The 16,583-nt window shown below is 61.5% G+C and carries 11 protein-coding genes; 6 read left to right on the plus strand and 5 right to left on the minus strand.

All coding sequences use genetic code 11. The annotated features are described in order from the left end of the window. Positions 1-14: 14 nt before the first annotated feature. From ngg to mnmC, 3 genes are all read right to left on the minus strand, one after another. Entirely contained in the window at positions 15-1,760 is a 1,746-nt protein-coding gene (ngg, locus tag MF6394_RS13105) for an N-acetylglutaminylglutamine synthetase (RefSeq protein ID WP_044274890.1), read from the minus strand. Positions 1,761-1,763: 3 nt separating this feature from the next. After that, the gene (locus MF6394_RS13110; protein WP_078466808.1) at positions 1,764-3,536 is read right to left on the minus strand and encodes an N-acetylglutaminylglutamine amidotransferase; all 1,773 of its coding nucleotides are present in this window, start codon (positions 3,534-3,536) and stop codon (positions 1,764-1,766) included. Positions 3,537-3,672: 136 nt separating this feature from the next. Next, complete coding sequence (mnmC, locus tag MF6394_RS13115) at positions 3,673-5,673, minus strand: bifunctional tRNA (5-methylaminomethyl-2-thiouridine)(34)-methyltransferase MnmD/FAD-dependent 5-carboxymethylaminomethyl-2-thiouridine(34) oxidoreductase MnmC (RefSeq protein ID WP_078466809.1); 2,001 nt, start codon at positions 5,671-5,673, stop codon at positions 3,673-3,675. 154 nt (positions 5,674-5,827) lie between these two features. On the opposite strand from mnmC, the gene pap reads away from it, so the two are divergent. From pap to MF6394_RS13140, 3 genes are all read left to right on the plus strand, one after another. Next, positions 5,828-7,342, plus strand: coding sequence for a polyphosphate:AMP phosphotransferase (pap, locus tag MF6394_RS13120; protein ID WP_078466810.1), 1,515 nt, complete (start codon positions 5,828-5,830; stop codon positions 7,340-7,342). A 198-nt stretch (positions 7,343-7,540) separates the two neighbouring features. Next, complete coding sequence (locus MF6394_RS13125; RefSeq protein ID WP_069558647.1) at positions 7,541-8,725, plus strand: thiolase family protein; 1,185 nt, start codon at positions 7,541-7,543, stop codon at positions 8,723-8,725. Between the two features lie 686 nt (positions 8,726-9,411). Next, on the plus strand, positions 9,412-10,374 hold the full coding sequence (locus tag MF6394_RS13140; protein WP_044274479.1) for a DMT family transporter: 963 nt from the start codon (positions 9,412-9,414) through the stop codon (positions 10,372-10,374). On the opposite strand, the gene MF6394_RS13145 is transcribed toward MF6394_RS13140, so the two are convergent. Beyond that, the gene (locus MF6394_RS13145; protein WP_078466811.1) at positions 10,337-11,110 is read right to left on the minus strand and encodes an AcvB/VirJ family lysyl-phosphatidylglycerol hydrolase; all 774 of its coding nucleotides are present in this window, start codon (positions 11,108-11,110) and stop codon (positions 10,337-10,339) included. The two genes, MF6394_RS13140 and MF6394_RS13145, sit on opposite strands and share 38 nt — an antisense overlap. Positions 11,111-11,217: 107 nt before the next feature. Beyond that, a complete protein-coding gene (locus MF6394_RS13150; protein ID WP_078466812.1) occupies positions 11,218-12,606 on the minus strand; it encodes a class II fumarate hydratase in 1,389 nt (462 codons plus the stop codon). A gap of 196 nt (positions 12,607-12,802) precedes the next feature. Between MF6394_RS13150 and MF6394_RS13155 the strand changes: the two genes are divergently transcribed. From MF6394_RS13155 to MF6394_RS13165, 3 genes are all read left to right on the plus strand, one after another. Next, positions 12,803-13,321 (plus strand): DUF2059 domain-containing protein, encoded by a 519-nt coding sequence (locus MF6394_RS13155; RefSeq protein ID WP_014719258.1) that lies wholly within the window; start codon positions 12,803-12,805, stop codon positions 13,319-13,321. A gap of 6 nt (positions 13,322-13,327) precedes the next feature. Continuing rightward, positions 13,328-13,621 (plus strand): BolA family protein, encoded by a 294-nt coding sequence (locus MF6394_RS13160; protein ID WP_038450988.1) that lies wholly within the window; start codon positions 13,328-13,330, stop codon positions 13,619-13,621. A 145-nt stretch (positions 13,622-13,766) separates the two neighbouring features. After that, on the plus strand, positions 13,767-16,517 hold the full coding sequence (locus tag MF6394_RS13165; RefSeq protein WP_078466813.1) for an RHS repeat-associated core domain-containing protein: 2,751 nt from the start codon (positions 13,767-13,769) through the stop codon (positions 16,515-16,517). The last annotated feature ends 66 nt before the right edge of the window (positions 16,518-16,583 follow it).

A 16,583-nucleotide genomic window follows, 5' to 3' on the forward strand; every position in this document is an offset into this window, starting at 1 on the left:
AGGCGACACATCACTCAAGTCGCCGGCTGACTGTGTGGAAACAACAAATCCACAAACTTCTCAGCCGTGGGTTGCGGTTCATGGTTGGCCAGGCCGGCCCGTTCGTTGGCTTCGATAAACACATACTCCGGCTGGTCGGCCGCAGGCACCATCAGGTCCAGGCCGACCATAGGGATATCCAGGGCACGGGCCGCACGCACGGCGGCGTCCACCAGCGTGGGGTGCAGGATCGCCGTGACATCTTCCAGGCAACCCCCGGTGTGCAGGTTGGCGGTGCGTCGCACGGCCAGTTGCACGCCACGGGGCAGGATGCTGTTGTAGTCGTAACCTGCGGCTTTGAGGGTGCGCTCGGTTTCTGCATCCAGCGGGATTTTGCTCTCGCCATCGGTGGCCGCCTGGCGGCGACGGCTCTGCGCCTGGATCAACGCGCGAATCGAATGTTGACCGTCGCCGATCACTTCGGCAGGGCGACGAATCGCAGCCGCGACCACTTCAAAACCGATCACCAGGATGCGCAGGTCCAGGCCTTCGTGGAAGCTTTCCAGCAACACGCGGCTGTCGAACTGGCGCGCCGCTTCGATCGCCTGCTGCACCTCCTCGATGCTCTGCAAATCCACGGCGACGCCATGGCCTTGCTCGCCGTCCAGCGGCTTGACCACGATGCGCTGGTGTTCGTCGAGAAACTCCAGGTTGTCGTCGGCACTGCCGGCCAACTGTTGCACCGGCACATGCAGGCCTGCCGCCTTGAGCACCTTGTGGGTCAGGCTCTTGTCCTGGCACAGGGTCATGCTGATGGCGCTGGTCAGGTCGCTCAGGGACTCACGGCAACGCACGCGACGCCCGCCGTGGCTGAGGGTGAACAGGCCTGCATCGGCATCGTCCACCTGCACATCAATGCCGCGCCGGTGGGCTTCTTCGACAATGATGCGTGCGTAAGGGTTGAACTCCGCCTGCGGCCCCGGGCCCAGAAACAGCGGTTGATTGATACCGTTCTTGCGCTTGATCGCGAAGGTGGTCAACGCCCGAAAGCCGAGCTTGGCGTAAAGGCTCTTGGCCTGGCGGTTGTCGTGCAGCACCGACAAGTCCAGGTAGCTCAGGCCTCGGCTCATGAAGTGCTCCACCAAGTGGCGCACCAACACTTCACCGACGCCAGGGCGCGTGCATTGCGGGTCGACGGCCAGGCACCAGAGGCTGCAACCGTTCTCCGGGTCGTGGAAGGCTTTGTGATGGTTGAGGCCCATCACGCTGCCAATCACTGCGCCGCTGTCTTCATCTTCGGCCAGCCAATACACCGGGCCGCCTTGATGACGTGGGGTAAGGCGCTCCGAGTCGACGGGCAGCATTCCGCGCCCCTGATACAGGTGGTTGACCGCTTGCCAGTCGGCCTCGCTCTGCACCCGGCGAATGCGAAAACCGCGAAACACACGGGTGGCCGGACGGTAGTCGGTGAACCACAGGCGCAGGGTGTCGGACGGGTCGAGGAACAGTTGCTGCGGGTCAATGCCCAGGATTTGCTGGGGCGCGGCCACGTACAGCGCGATATCGCGCTCGCCGGGCTGCTCGTTCAGCAGTTCCTGGGCAAGGCTTGCCGGGTCAGGAAAGGTGTGGCCGATCAACAACCGGCCCCAGCCGCAATGCACGGCAATCGGGTCGGCGGCCAGTGCGCTGCCATCTTCGGCCAGGCGCGCTTGCAGGCGCTCGTAGGTCGGCGCCTGACCCTTGAGTAAGCGTTGGCTGTAAGCCGCGGCATTCGGTTTCATGGATCAGATTCCTTGTTCGCTCAGCCACAGGTTCAGCGCCGCCAGCTGCCACAGCTTGGAGCCGCGCAGCGGGGTCAGTTGGCCTTGCGGGTCGGTGAGCAAGCGGTCGAGCATGGCCGGGTTGAACAACCCGCGGTCCTGGCTTGGGTCCAGCAGCAACTCGCGCACCCAGTTCAAGGTATCGCCCTGCAGGTGCTTGAGGCCGGGCACGGGGAAGTAGCCTTTCTTGCGGTCGATGACTTCGCTGGGGATCACCCGTCGCGCCGCTTCCTTGAGCACCTGTTTGCCACCGTCGGGCAGCTTGAACTGGGCCGGCACACGGGCCGAGAGTTCCACCAGGCGGTAGTCGAGGAACGGTGTGCGCGCTTCCAGGCCCCAGGCCATGGTCATGTTGTCTACGCGTTTGACCGGGTCGTCTACCAGCATCACCGTGCTGTCCAGGCGCAGGGCCTTGTCCACGGCCGCGTCGGCGCCCGGCATCGCGAAATGCTCGCGCACGAAGTCGCCGGCAGCGTCGTTGGCGGTCAGCCATTTGGGCGCGACTGTGGCCGCGTAGTCGTCGTAGCTGCGGTCGAAAAACGCCTCGCGATAGGCCGCATACGGGTCGCTGGCGCCGTCCACTTGCGGGTACCAGTGGTAACCGGCGAACAATTCATCGGCGCCCTGGCCGCTTTGCACCACTTTGCAATGCTTGGCCACTTCCCGCGACAGCAGGTAGAAGGCGATGCAGTCATGGCTGACCATCGGCTCGCTCATGGCACGGAAGGCCGCTGGCAGTTGCTCAATGATCTCGCTTTCGGCGATGCGCAGTTGGTGGTGATGGGTGCCGTAGTGTTTGGCGATCAGGTCTGAGTACTGGAACTCATCGCCACGCTCACCGCCGGCGTCTTCAAAGCCGATGGAGAAGGTCGACAAATCCTCCACGCCCACTTCGCGCAGCAGGCCGACGAGCATGCTCGAGTCGACGCCGCCTGACAGCAACACACCCACATCCACCGCCGCACGTTGGCGAATGGCCACGGCTTCGCGGGTGCTGTCGAGCACGCGGTCGGTCCAGTCTTCCAGGGTCAGGTGTTTTTCGTCCTCATGGGGGCCGTAGGGCAGGGTCCACCAGGTTTTCTGTTCAGTCTTGCCGCTGGCGTCGATGCGCATCCAACTGGCAGGCGACAGTTTTTCGATGCCGGCCAACAGCGTGCGCGGTGCGGGCACCACGGCGTGGAAATTCAGGTAGTGGTTGAGGGCGACCGGATCGAGGATCGGGTTGATGTCACCGCCCTTGAGCAACGCGGGTAACGCCGAGGCGAAGCGCAGGCGCTGGCCGGTGCGCGACAGGTACAGAGGTTTGACCCCCAGACGGTCGCGGGCGATGAACAGGCGCTGGGCATCACGCTCCCAAATGGCAAAGGCGAACATGCCGTTGAGCTTGGGCAGCAACGCTTCGCCCCAGGCGTGATAACCCTTGAGCAACACTTCGGTGTCGCCACCGGAATAGAAGGCGTAACCCAGGGCTTCCAGCTCTTGGCGCAGCTCCGGGAAATTATAGATAGCGCCATTGAAGGCCAGGGACAGCCCCAGGTGGGCGTCGACCATCGGCTGGGCGGAGCCGTCCGACAGGTCCATGATTTTCAGGCGGCGGTGGCCCAGGGCAATCGGCCCTTGGGCATGAAAACCCCAGGCGTCGGGGCCTCGGGGGGCGAGGTGATGGGTGATGCGTTCTACGGCTGCCAGGTCGGCAGGTTGATGATCAAAGCGTAACTCGCCAGCTAATCCACACATAAGTTCCTTACCGGTTTTTCCGTTGGGGAGGGGTCAACACTCAATACGCCCAAAAGGGCGCGTACCCAGAAACTGACCCAGTGCTATGCGTGGAGTTTTAGACCGATAAGTTATAAGACCGCTAACCACTTTGCCATCAATCGGTCTCTTTGCGGGGCACGGCTTGGCCTCGAACCAGAGCCCGCAGGGCAAAGCGGTTGGGATGGCAAGCCTCGGCTACGCTGGTTGGCACTGGCAGGGGCTCATCACTCAGCCAAGCAGCCAGCAGTTCGCCGCACAACGGCGCAGTGATCAGGCCGCGCGAGCCATGGCCGCTGTTCAGATAGAGCCCCGGCAACCACGGGCATGGCGTTTGCGGCACTTGCCGGGCGTCTTTGCCCAGTACCGCATAAGCCTGCTCAAACGCCGCATGGTCAGCCAGTGGCCCAACGATGGGCAGGTAGTCAGGGCTGGTACAACGAAACGCAGCACGCCCCTCCAGCTGTTCGGGCGCCAAGCGATCAGCACCCAGGCGCTGCAGCAGGTCGGTAGAAATCTCACCCAGCATCTGCAGGTTGCCGTGGTGTTCGGCGGGCGTGGGCGTGAGGTCCTGATTGGTGAAGTCAAAACTGGCGCCCAGGGTGTGTTCGCCAAGCCGAGCCGGTGCGACGTAGCCCTCGGCACAGACGACAGTGGCCAGGGCCTTACTTGCCGGGGTTTGCGCCAGCCGCGTGATCTGCCCACGGATGCGCTTGAGCGGCACGTCAGCACTGAAGGGGAAACGCTTGATCTCCGCAGCCCCGGCGAGCACCACGACACTGGCGCTGGCCAGCACGCGGTCACCGGCGCGGGCTTGCCACTGGTCGTCGAGCCGGTGCAGTTCCAGTGCCTCGTGGTGGGTGAGCACTTCAATCAGGGGATGTTTCGCCTGCCACTGGCACAGCGCGGGTGGATGCACCCAACCGCCCTGTGGAAAAAACAACCCGCCGTGGGCCAGTTCGATTCCCGCCTTTTGCTGCGCCTGCTCGCGGTCCAGCAGGTGCAGCAGGTCTGGAGCGAAGGCGTGTGCCAATTGAGCCTGACGCTGGCTCTCTTTGGCATCAAACGCCAGTTGCAACACGCCACAGCCGTCCCAATCGACGCCTCGGTGCAAGTGTTCCAGCAGACGCCGGGTGTGGCCAAAACCGCTGAGTATCAGCTGGGACAACGCCGTGCCATGGGCCGAAAGCTTGAGGTACAACACACCCTGTGGGTTGCCCGAAGCTTCCTGTGCCAGGCCGGCGTGGCGCTCCAGCAGGCTGACACGCCAGCCACGGGCGGCGAGGCTGGCGGCGGTCGCACAGCCGGCCAAGCCGCCGCCGATGACCAGGGCGTGACGTTCACCCTCGATGGCGGGAGGCCGGGCGAACGAGGGTTTACGTGGGGCCGGCGCGGGAGCGTCCTCGGGCCAACCGAGAAACTCCCCACGCAGGATCTCCCATTTATGCCCGATGCCCGGCGTGCGTTTCAGCTTGAACCCGGCGGCATTGATCAACCGCCTTACCCAGCCGGTGCTGGTGAAGGTGCTGATGGTCGAACCTGGAGCCGCCAGGCGTGCCAGTTGGGCGAACAGCTCGGCGGTCCACATGTTGGGGTTTTTCGCCGGGGCGAACCCGTCGAGAAACCACGCATCGATTTGGGCGTCCAGTTGCGGCAATTGTTCCAGCGCATCGCCGATCAGCAGGGTCAGGGTCACGCGGCCGTTGTCCAGTACCAGGCGTTGGAAGCCCTGGTGGATGGCAATGTAGTGCGCCAGCAGTTGCTCGGCCAAGGGTTGCAGCTCGGGCCAGAGGGCGAGGGCGCGTTGCAGGTCGGCATGGCTGAGCGGGTATTTTTCCACGCTGACAAAGTGCAGTCGCGCACCGGCCACCGCGTGCTGTTGGAACAACTGCCAGGCGCAGAGGAAATTCAAGCCGGTGCCGAAGCCAGTCTCACCAATCACCAGGCGCCCACCTGCCGGCAAGGCGGCGAAGCGTTCCTGCAAGCGGTTCTGCTCCAGGAACACGTAGCGGGTTTCTTCCAGGCCCGACTGGTCGGAGAAATACACATCGTCGAACACCCGCGAATGCGGGCGGCCTTGATCATCCCAGTCGAGCTGGGCGTGGGTGATGGGGTTCATGGCGACTCATAAAATGAAAGCGGGCAAAGACAAGGCGGCCATTCTAGCCGATCAACAGGCATTGAATTGATCCATGGCAAGGCTGGGTTGTATTTCCTTGCGCGTGTCGGGGCCCAATCCGCTAGTCTTGAGCCATCTTGAAACGGAGCTGCCCATGTTCGAATCCGCCGAAATCGGTCACGCCATCGACAAAGACACCTACGACGCCGAAGTGCCGGCCCTGCGTGAAGCCTTGCTGGAAGTTCAATACGAGCTGCAACAGCAGAAGCGCTTCCCGGTGATCATCCTGATCAACGGCATCGAGGGCGCGGGCAAGGGTGAAACCGTCAAGCTGCTCAATGAATGGATGGACCCGCGCCTGATCGAAGTGCGCACCTTCGACCAGCAGACCGACGAAGAACTGGCGCGTCCACCGGCCTGGCGCTACTGGAGGCAACTGCCGGCCAAGGGCCGCATGGGCGTTTTCTTCGGCAACTGGTACAGCCAGATGCTGCAAGGCCGCGTGCATGGGCAGATCAAGGATGCGCGCCTGGACCAGGCCATCGCCGGCGCCGAGCGCCTGGAAAAGATGCTCTGCGATGAAGGTGCACTGATCTTCAAGTTCTGGTTCCACCTGTCCAAAAAACAGATGAAGGCGCGCCTCAAGGCCTTGGCCGACGACCCGCTGCACAGCTGGCGCATCAGCCCGCTGGACTGGCAGCAGTCCAAGACCTACGACAAGTTCGTGCATTTCGGTGAGCGCGTGCTGCGCCGCACCAGCCGCGATTACGCGCCGTGGCATGTGATCGAAGGCGTCGACCCCCATTACCGTGGGCTGACCGTGGGCAAGATCCTGCTCGATGGGCTGCAAAGTGCCCTGAAGCAGGCCAAGGTCAAGGCCAGCGGCATGAACCCGGCGCCGTTGCTGGCCTCGGTGGACCGCAAGAGCCTGCTCGACAGCCTCGACATGACCCTGCGCCTGGACAAGGACGATTACGAAGAACAACTGATTACCGAACAGGCACGCTTCTCTGGCCTGATGCGCGACAAACGCATGCGCAAGCACGCCCTGGTGAGTGTGTTCGAGGGCAACGACGCGGCGGGCAAGGGCGGGGCGATCCGTCGGGTGGCGGCGGCACTGGACCCGCGTCAGTACCACATCGTGCCGATTGCCGCGCCCAGCGAAGACGAACGGGCCCAGCCGTATCTATGGCGGTTCTGGCAGAAGATCCCGGCGCGCGGCATGTTCACCGTGTTTGACCGCTCCTGGTACGGCCGCGTGCTGGTGGAGCGTATCGAAGGTTTCTGCACCCCGGCGGACTGGATGCGTGCCTATGGCGAGATCAATGACTTTGAAGAGCAGCTGCGCGATGCGGGGGTGATCGTGGTCAAGTTCTGGCTGGCTATCGACAAGGAGACGCAGCTGGAGCGCTTCCAGGCCCGAGAGGAGATCCCCTTCAAACGCTTCAAGATTACCGAAGACGACTGGCGCAACCGCGACAAGTGGGACGACTACCGTGCGGCGGTGGGCGACATGGTTGACCGCACCAGCACCGAGGTGGCGCCCTGGACCCTGGTAGAAGCCAACGACAAGCGCTGGGCGCGGGTCAAGGTGCTGCGCACCATCAACCGTGCGCTGGAGGAAGCGTTTGATAAAAGCGACAAGCACGACAAAAAGAAAAAGAAATAGCCTGTAGGAGCGAGCTTGCTCGCGAAAAACGTCAACGATAACGCGTGCTTCCTGAGTGAACGCGGCGCCTATTAGTTTTTCGCGAGCAAGCTCGCTCCTACAGAGGCTCCATGCTTTTGCATCCACGCAGTGAATGATCATCGCTGTCGGCCAGGCATGGCTCTATCCTCATCCACAACCACAAGATCGAGGTAGCCCATGCGTGAAGTAGTGATCGTCGACAGCGTGCGAACCGGCCTGGCCAAATCCTTTCGCGGCAAGTTCAACCAGACCCGTCCCGATGACATGGCGGCCCATTGTGTCAATGCGCTGCTGGCCCGCAACGGCATCGACCCGGCTACGGTGGAAGATTGCATTGTCGGCGCCGGCTCCAACGAAGGCGCCCAGGGCTATAACATCGGGCGTAACGTGGCGGTACTCTCGCAACTGGGCACCGGTACGGCGGGCATGACCCTCAATCGTTTCTGTTCCTCGGGCTTGCAGGCGATTGCCATTGCCGCCAACCAGATCGCTTCGGGCTGCAGCGACATCATTGTTGCCGGTGGCGTGGAGTCCATCAGCCTGACCATGAAGAGCGTCAACACCGATAACCTGATCAACCCGCTGCTTAAAGAACAGGTGCCGGGCATTTACTTCCCCATGGGCCAGACCGCCGAAATCGTTGCGCGGCGCTATCACGTCAGCCGCGAAGACCAGGACCTTTACGCGCTGCAAAGCCAGCAGCGCACCGCAAAGGCCCAGGCTGATGGCTTGTTCAACGATGAAATCGTGCCGATGGCGGTCAAGTACAAGGTCGAGGATAAGAACACTGGCGCGGTGCAGATCCTGGATGGCGTGGTCGACCGGGATGACTGCAACCGCCCGGACACCACCCTGGCCAGCCTCAGCGGCTTGAAGCCGGTATTTGCCGAGGATGGCTCGGTGACGGCAGGTAACTCCTCGCAACTTTCCGACGGTGCGTCGATGACCCTGGTGATGAGCCTGGAAAAAGCTTTGGAACTGGGGCTCAAGCCCAAGGCGTTCTTCCGTGGTTTTACCGTGGCTGGTTGCGAGCCGGATGAAATGGGCATTGGCCCGGTGTTCTCGGTGCCCAAGTTGCTCAAGGCCAAGGGCTTGCAGGTGGCGGACATCGACCTTTGGGAACTCAATGAGGCTTTTGCTTCTCAGTGCCTCTACGCGCGTAACCGCCTGGAGATTGATAACGCCAAGTACAACGTCAACGGTGGTTCGATTTCCATCGGGCACCCGTTTGGCATGACCGGTTCGCGGCAGGTGGGGCATCTGGTGCGGGAGTTGCAGCGGCGCAACCTGCGTTATGGGATCGTCACCATGTGCGTGGGGGGCGGGATGGGTGCTACCGGGCTCTTCGAAGCCGTGCGCTGACCCCGGTTGGAACAGCGCCAGTGTGGGAGGGCTAATGTGGGAGCTGGCTTGCCTGCGATAACGGCCTGCCAGCCGACACTTCTCTCCCTGACACCCCCCGATCCAATTGTGGGAGCTGGCTTGCCTGCGATAACGGCCTGCCAGCCGACACTTCTCTCCCTGACACCCCACCATCCAACTGTGGGAGCGGGCTTGCTCGCGAAGGCGGCCTGGCAGTCAACACAGTTGGATTGTGTACATATCCATTGCTGCGGTAACGGCCACTTAGGGTTCCGCCCTGACGGCGGCTCACTTTTGAAAAGAGCGCAAAAGTAAGCAAAACGCTCATGCCCCACCACTCGGCACCTCGCCTAGGCTCGGTGTGCCCGAACACAGGCTTGAATCCGTGGGCCGCCGCCACGCGCCATCCATGGCGCGGGGCGGCTAACCCGGCGTCCTGCCGGGTTACCCACGAATTCAAGCCTGCGTTCGGCCAGCGTGGTTTAACGGGGCGCCTGAGATCAAAATCAAAAGCAGAGCAAGAGCGGCTCGCTTCGCATCGTGGTTACCGTTGATCGCAACAGCATTGTGTGGATACCTATGGCCATCGCAGGCAAGCCAGCCCACACTCAAAACTGTGACGTATCCGAACTCAGTGACTTGCCCCTAGAATGCCTGCTCCACTTCCTCTGGCATCTGGGGCTCTCATGCACATTTCTTCCGGCCGCTGGGTCTATGGTTTTTTCCTGACCCTGCTGACCGCGTTTCTGTGGGGCATTCTTCCGATCAAGCTCAAGCAAGTGTTGCAGGTGATGGACCCGATCACCGTGACGTGGTTTCGCCTCATGGTAGCGGGCACTTGCCTGTTCGTTTACCTGGCCGCTACCAAACGCCTGCCCAGCCGCAAAGTGCTTGGCCCCAAGGGTGGGTGGCTGGTGGGCATGGCGGTGTGTGGCCTGGTGGGCAACTACGTGCTGTACCTGGTGGGCCTGAAAATGCTCAGCCCAGGCACGGCGCAGTTGGTGGTGCAGATGGGGCCGATCTTTCTGATGGTAGCCAGTGTGTTTGTGTTCAAGGAGCGCTTCAGCCTGGGGCAGGGAGTGGGGCTGATGGTGCTGATCGCAGGCTTTGGCTTGTTCTTCAACCAACGCCTGGCGGAGTTGCTGACGTCCATGGGCACTTACACCGCCGGTGTGCTGACGATCCTGCTCGCCACCACCATCTGGGTGTTCTATGCCCTGGGGCAGAAGCAGTTGCTGACGGTGTGGAATTCGCTGCAGGTGATGATGGTGATCTATCTGTCGTGTGCGCTGTTGCTCACGCCCTGGGCACATCCGCTGGAGGCGTTGCAGTTGAGCCCGTTGCAAGGGTGGCTGCTGCTGGCGTGCTGCATGAATACGCTGGTGGCCTACGGCGCATTTGCCGAAGCCCTGGCGCATTGGGAAGCCTCGCGGGTCAGTGCGACCCTGGCGTTGACGCCGTTGGTGACCTTTGTGGCGGTGGCAGTGGCGGCCTGGCTGTGGCCTGACTATGTGCAGGCAGAACAGATCAATGCCGTGGGGTATACCGGCGCACTGGTGGTGGTGTTGGGCTCGGCGACCGTGGCGCTGGCTCCATCACTGCTGGCCGGGCTCAGAGCGCGTCGCGTACATCTGGATGCTGTTCGATAAGGCGTTGGGCCAAACCGTCGAAATCGCCATTGAAGGTGTGGCTGCCGTCGATCCTGGTTATGGTTATCCACGCTGGACATGACGACAAACTGCATAAACCATCAACATTTTCAGTGGAGTGGAAGCAATTGACGGGTATTTGCCCTTCCAACGGATACAGCGCGGGCAATGGATCATGGTGCAGGACGGGTTTGCGCATTTGTCGATAGGACTGGCTGATTCGGTTGAACCAGCCCACGTTCATGTCGTCGCCCAGTTCTATTTCGAGGAACACATCCTCAGTGGGGTCCAGCAATGTCAATTGCGTGATGCGTGCTCGGTTTTCGGGCTTGAGGTGATCGATGAGCGAAGGCAAGACATTTGCACCGAAAGAGTAGCCGACCAGCCACACCCGCGGAGCATTCCAAATCTTGCGGTAAACCGTGATCAGGCCGTCCAGTTGTGCCGCCGAGTCAGCCACTGGTTGTTCATGCCAGAAATATGCTTGCGTACTGATGCCTAATACACCGTAGCCACGTTCATTTAAATTGCGGCTCACTGCCTGCTCCAGCGGCGCCCAGCCCCTGTCGCCTGAATAGAAAATGACCAGTTCGTGCCGAGTCGGCGCTGTTGCGGGCGGGTTCAGGATGACTGGGTATGGCTTCAATGCCGGGTTGTCGGCCAGGTATCGAAAACCCGCCCAGACCAGGCCGGCGGCCAATAGCAAGATACCGGTCAGTGCGTAGATGCGTTTCATAGCCGTGTCGCCAGCTCCGATGAGCTTTGATTAGGCCTCGGGCTGGCTGACATAGATAGCTGTGAAAGTTGACAGTAGACGCGTTCAACGCGCAGGCGTAGGTGCGATCAATGGCCTGCGTCTACCATGTTTTCCGGGCGCACCCACTGGTCAAACTCGGCCTCGGTAAGGTAGCCCAACTCCAGTGCAGCCTCACGCAGTGTCAGCCCTTCGGCGTAAGCCTTCTTGGCGATCTCGGCCGACTTGTCGTAGCCGATATGCGGGTTGAGTGCAGTGACCAGCATCAGCCCACGCTCCAGGTGCTGGGCCATTTGCTCGGCGTCGGGTTCGAGGCCGGCAATGCAATGCTCCTGGAAGTTGTTGCAGCCATCGGCCAGCAGGCGGATCGACTCCAGCAGGTTGTGGATGATCACCGGTTTGTACACGTTCAGCTGCAAGTGCCCCTGGCTGGCGGCCATGCCGATGGTCACGTCGTTGCCCAGCACCTGGCAGGCCAGCATCGACAGCGCTTCGCATTGGGTGGGGTTGACCTTGCCGGGCATGATCGAACTGCCCGGTTCGTTGGCCGGCAACTTGACTTCGGCCAGCCCGGCGCGAGGGCCGGAACCCAGCAGGCGCAGGTCGTTGGCGATCTTCATCAGTGCCACGGCCAGGGTTTTCAGCGCGCCGTGCAGGGTCACCAGCGGCTCATGGCCGGAGAGGGCGGCGAATTTGTTCGGCGCGGTGACAAAAGGAAAGCCTGACAATGCGGCCAGTTCGGAGGCAATCGCCTCGCCAAAACCATGGGGCGCATTGAGGCCGGTGCCGACGGCGGTGCCGCCCTGGGCCAGCTCGCACACCGCGGGCAGGGCGCTGCGGATCGCACGCTCGGCGTAATCGAGCTGTGCGATAAACGCCGACAGCTCCTGGCCGAAGGTGATTGGCGTAGCGTCCATCATGTGGGTACGGCCGGTCTTGACCAGCTTCATATGCCGCGCGGCCAATTCCGCCAGGCCGCCGGACAAGGTGGCGATCGCCGGCAGCAGTTGCTTGTTCACCGCTTGCACCGCAGCAATGCTCATGGCGGTGGGGAAGCAGTCGTTGGAACTCTGGGAGCGGTTGACGTGATCGTTAGGGTGCACCGGGCTCTTGCCGCCACGGTTGTTGCCGGCCAACTCGTTGGCGCGGCCGGCGATCACTTCGTTGGCGTTCATGTTGCTCTGGGTGCCACTGCCGGTCTGCCAGACCACCAGCGGGAACTGGTCGTCATGCTGGCCGTCCAGGACCTCGTCGGCAGCCTGCTCGATCAGGCGGGCGATGTCGGCGGGCAGGTCGCCGTTACGGTCGTTGACCCGTGCCGCAGCCTTCTTGATCAAGGCCAGGGCATGCAATACCGCCAGCGGCATGCGCTGCTCGCCAATCGCGAAATTGACCAGCGAACGTTGGGTTTGCGCGCCCCAATAGGCGTCATCAGGGACCTGTACTTCCCCCAGGCTGTCGGTTTCGATACGGCTCATCGGTCACCCTCCTTATGCTGTCGTGATTGGTCAGTTTAGGCCCTGGCGGCCAGCGTGGGTTCCCTAAAAGCGCTTTTGTGTCACCGCGCCCCGTGAAACCGGGGCTTGCCATGGGGTGGGGTTGAGCCGCGAGGTTTTTTAGGCGCAGAATGGTCGCCCTTGGGGTCTTACCTCGCCTGCTAGAAAAGGAAACTCGATGACTCGTCTTCGTGCCATCTGTACCGCGGTTGCTCTGGTTTGCGCCAGCGGCCAGGTTCTTGCCGATACCGCCAGCCACAACGCCAGTGCCGAAGCCTTCCTTACCCTGGCCCATGCTGACAAGCTGGGGACCCCGGTGTACATGCAAGTGCAGCAAATGTTCGCCCAGCGTTTCGAACAGACCAAGGCGCCTGCCGCCAAGCAGTCCGTACTGGACAGCTACCAGGCCAAGGCCAACGCCGCTCTGGACCAGGCCATCGGCTGGCCGAAGCTCAAGCCAGACATGGTCAAGCTCTACACCACCAACTTCAGTGAATCCGAACTCAAGGACCTGGTAGCGTTCTATCAGTCGCCACTGGGTAAGAAAGTCCTGGAAAAAATGCCCCAGCTAACCCAGCAATCGGCCCAGATGACCCAGGCCAAGCTGGAAAGCGCCGTACCGGTGGTGAACAAGCTGTTGGAAGACATGACCAACGAGCTGGCGCCCAAAGCCGCCGCACCGGCCAAGAAGAAGTAAGCAGGAATGACCATGCAACAGCGTATCGAAACGGCCCTTGCCGCCCTGGCCCCGGAACATTTGAGCGTGCTGGATGAAAGCCATATGCACAGCCGTGGGTTGCAGACCCACTTCAAGGCCGTGCTGGTCAGCCAGCAGTTCGAGGGGCTCAACCGCGTCAAGCGCCACCAGAAGGTCTACGCCACCCTGGGTAGCCTGATGAGCGAGTTCCATGCGCTGGCGCTGCATACCTACACGCCTGAAGAATGGGCGACCATCGACGCAGCCCCGGCCTCGCCGACCTGCGCCGGCGGGCACTGAAAACCTTTGAGACCGGCAGGTGCAAACCTGCTGGTCTCGATAGGTGCTATCAGGATCTGGTTACAAAAGGCCGTCTTCAATACCCCCTTCCCAATGCCGAGACCTCTAGGATTTTTTGACCTTAGTGCAAACAGGTCATGAATTCATGTCTAACGCTCTTCATCGAAATACACCTACCTTGACGGCCATTGACCCTCGCGGGTTAGCCGTGCGCACTGTGCAGTATCACCGCGCAACGCTTGCGCACTCCCCACAGCCGCGCGTCAATCGCCAAGTGTTTGGGGCCAGTGGTTTCTTACTGGAACAGTGGGACCCACGTCAGTTCGCCCTCGGCTCGACCGGGGTGGCGGCGCAATCGAACCTTTATAGCCTCTCCGGCGAGGCCGTGCGTACCCTGAGTGCGGATGCCGGCTGGCGCCTGCTCTTGCACGGCGCAGCGCGGCAGCGCCTGTATAGCTGGGACTCGCGTGGCGCCCATCAAGCGTTTCGCTATGACCGTTCGCTGCGCCCTGTGGCGGTGTTCGAACAATCGGCAGAGGACTCGTCACCCCGTTGTGTCGAGCGTATGACGTACGCGCCCGCAGTCCCTGCCGAGGCCGTCGGTAATCGCTGCGCACGGCTGATTCGGCATACGGACCCGGCAGGCGTTCTGCTGATGGAGGCGTACGGGATCGATCAACGCGTCATCAAGCAAACCAGGCGGTTTCGCGCCGACACCGCGCTGGTCGACTGGCCACAAAGCGATGAGGCCCAAGATCTGCTAGTGGAACGCCAGGCCTATACCACTACCTGGCGTTACGATGCATTGGGTGCGCTGCTTGAGCAGACCGACGCCAAGGACAACCGCCAACAGTGGCGCTATGGGCAACAGGGCTGGCCGGCAGAAGTGGCGCTGACGTTGAAGGATGGCGAGCGCCAGGTGTTAATGGATCAGCGCGCTTATAATGCCGGCGGCCAGATCGTGTCCGAGCGGGCGGGTAATGATGTCACTAAAGTCGCCCGTTATTGCGAGCAAGATGGCCGGTTGCTGGAACTTAAGGTCTATCGTAAAGGGCAGGCCGCCGCGCCGTTGCAGCAGCTTGTTTATGAATACGACCCAGTGGGCAACATTCTCAGTCTTAGCGATCTGGTCCAGCCGACTCAATGGCACAGCAACGCCCGGATCGACGCAATCAGTCGATACCAGTACGACACGCTTTATCAGTTGATCCAGGCCAGCGGCCGGGAAAACAGCGCCAACACTGGCGGCCAGAAGCTCCCGACCGCGGTGCAGTTCGGGGCGACGGATCGGGGGCTCTGGCGCAATTACACCCAGCATTATGCCTATGATGCGGCGGGCAATCTGACGCGCCTTCGACACGTGCCCTCCAGCGGCACAGGCTATACCCGCGAAATGCAGGTGGCTGCGTTCAGCAACCGCGCCGTGCCTTCGGTGCAAGGGCGGCAGGTTCAATGGGATGAAGCGTTCGATGCCAATGGCAATCAGTTGTCGCTCGACGGCGTACAGCAGGCCGTCTGGGATGTGCGCAACCAATTGACCTACACCACCCAGGTACAGCGTGAGAAGGGTGACCCGGATGTGGAGAGTTACCTGTATGACAGTCAAGGCCGGCGCGCACTCAAGGTGCGCAGCCGCGAAGCGCGTACAAAACCCTACACCCAGGGAACCTATTACCTGCCAGGCCTGCAGGTCCACAAGCAAAGCACACAGCGCTTCAATGTGCTGGACATCGATACGGGCGGTGGGCGAGTCACCGTGGTGCAATGGGAGTCGGGTAAGCCCCGCGAGATGAGCGCCCATCAGTTGCGATTCAGCGTTCTGGATCACCTCAAGAGCTGTGCGCTGGAGCTGGACGAACAGGCTCGGTTGTTGAGCCAGGAGCATTACTATCCTTATGGCGCAACGGCGTGGTGGGCAACCAGCAATAATGTTCGGGGGGACCACAAGGTTCGTCGTTACTCAGACAAGGAGCGCGATGCCACGGGCTTGTATTACTACGGCGCCCGTTATTACGCGCCGTGGTTGCAGCGTTGGATCAGCCCGGACCCGATGGGCGATGTGGACGGCTTGAACCTGTATGCGATGGTCCGGGGCAATCCCGTGGGGTTCAGGGATGCCGGTGGCACGCAAACGACGTTTGGCGAGCAATTCCAGCCCAGTCGAGGGGATATCATTTTCGGCCTGGCCGCCACAATTACGGCCTACAGGAGTTTCTGGTCGAAGCTGAGTGCGCGAGGGGATGCGATGGTGGCCTATTTTTCAGGCGCGGAACTGCAGCGCTGGACTGCCGGGCTGGCGCCTCCCGTTCGCGCCTTCTCTGCTTTTCGCAACGCGAATGCGGACCTCTTCAGAGACTTGACGCAAAACCCAGACGATCCAGCGAAAGCTAACGAACTCAAGGCTGAGCTCATTGAGCAGCTTTCGGTCGGCGTCCGGCCGTTTTACGAGGGCATTGTTTTGAAGTACTCAGGGTGTACGTCAACTGCCTGCAACCAGCAATTCGCAAGGAAGTTTGTCAGTGATCTTGGCGCAGGCAAATATTCACTTGTAGCGACGGCTCACCAATACATTGGCACAGACCTTTTGACCATCCAGCAAAAGATCGTCACTCGAAGCAGCAAATCCGCTTTGGAAACCTTGACCAGCTTGCACAGTGCGGCGGTGGTCCATTTCGCTCTCGACAATTTGGACATAGGAGCCGTCATCAGCAAGCAGGGGGTATCTGCTACGGCTTCCGAGCTGCGCTGGCTCTATCGGCACAGGACGCAACTGGCAGGCCGCGTGAGGTTCTATCAAAACCAACAACGGGTCGACGCGCCTTGGGAGTCAAACGCGTCTGCTTGGCGTCGCTACACCCCGCGGCGTCCCGGGGTATCAGGGCGGGCGGCACGCTGACCAAACGCCTCGGCCTGTGAGCACATACCCTATGGGAGCGGGCCCCTGCCACATTTGATCTTCAAG

The sequence above is a fragment of the Pseudomonas sp. MF6394 genome (assembly GCF_002018845.1).
GTDB classification, from domain to species: Bacteria; Pseudomonadota; Gammaproteobacteria; order Pseudomonadales; family Pseudomonadaceae; genus Aquipseudomonas; species Aquipseudomonas lactis.

Bases quoted from the DNA above. Each gene is read 5' to 3' on its own strand.
- ngg (WP_044274890.1), bottom strand. From the start codon at position 1,760: ATGAAACCGAATGCCGCGGCTTACAGCCAACGCTTACTCAAGGGTCAG.
- MF6394_RS13110 (WP_078466808.1), bottom strand. From the start codon at position 3,536: ATGTGTGGATTAGCTGGCGAGTTACGCTTTGATCATCAACCTGCCGAC.
- mnmC (WP_078466809.1), bottom strand. From the start codon at position 5,673: ATGAACCCCATCACCCACGCCCAGCTCGACTGGGATGATCAAGGCCGC.
- pap (WP_078466810.1), top strand. From the start codon at position 5,828: ATGTTCGAATCCGCCGAAATCGGTCACGCCATCGACAAAGACACCTAC.
- MF6394_RS13125 (WP_069558647.1), top strand. From the start codon at position 7,541: ATGCGTGAAGTAGTGATCGTCGACAGCGTGCGAACCGGCCTGGCCAAA.
- MF6394_RS13140 (WP_044274479.1), top strand. From the start codon at position 9,412: ATGCACATTTCTTCCGGCCGCTGGGTCTATGGTTTTTTCCTGACCCTG.
- MF6394_RS13145 (WP_078466811.1), bottom strand. From the start codon at position 11,110: ATGAAACGCATCTACGCACTGACCGGTATCTTGCTATTGGCCGCCGGC.
- MF6394_RS13150 (WP_078466812.1), bottom strand. From the start codon at position 12,606: ATGAGCCGTATCGAAACCGACAGCCTGGGGGAAGTACAGGTCCCTGAT.
- MF6394_RS13155 (WP_014719258.1), top strand. From the start codon at position 12,803: ATGACTCGTCTTCGTGCCATCTGTACCGCGGTTGCTCTGGTTTGCGCC.
- MF6394_RS13160 (WP_038450988.1), top strand. From the start codon at position 13,328: ATGACCATGCAACAGCGTATCGAAACGGCCCTTGCCGCCCTGGCCCCG.
- MF6394_RS13165 (WP_078466813.1), top strand. From the start codon at position 13,767: ATGTCTAACGCTCTTCATCGAAATACACCTACCTTGACGGCCATTGAC.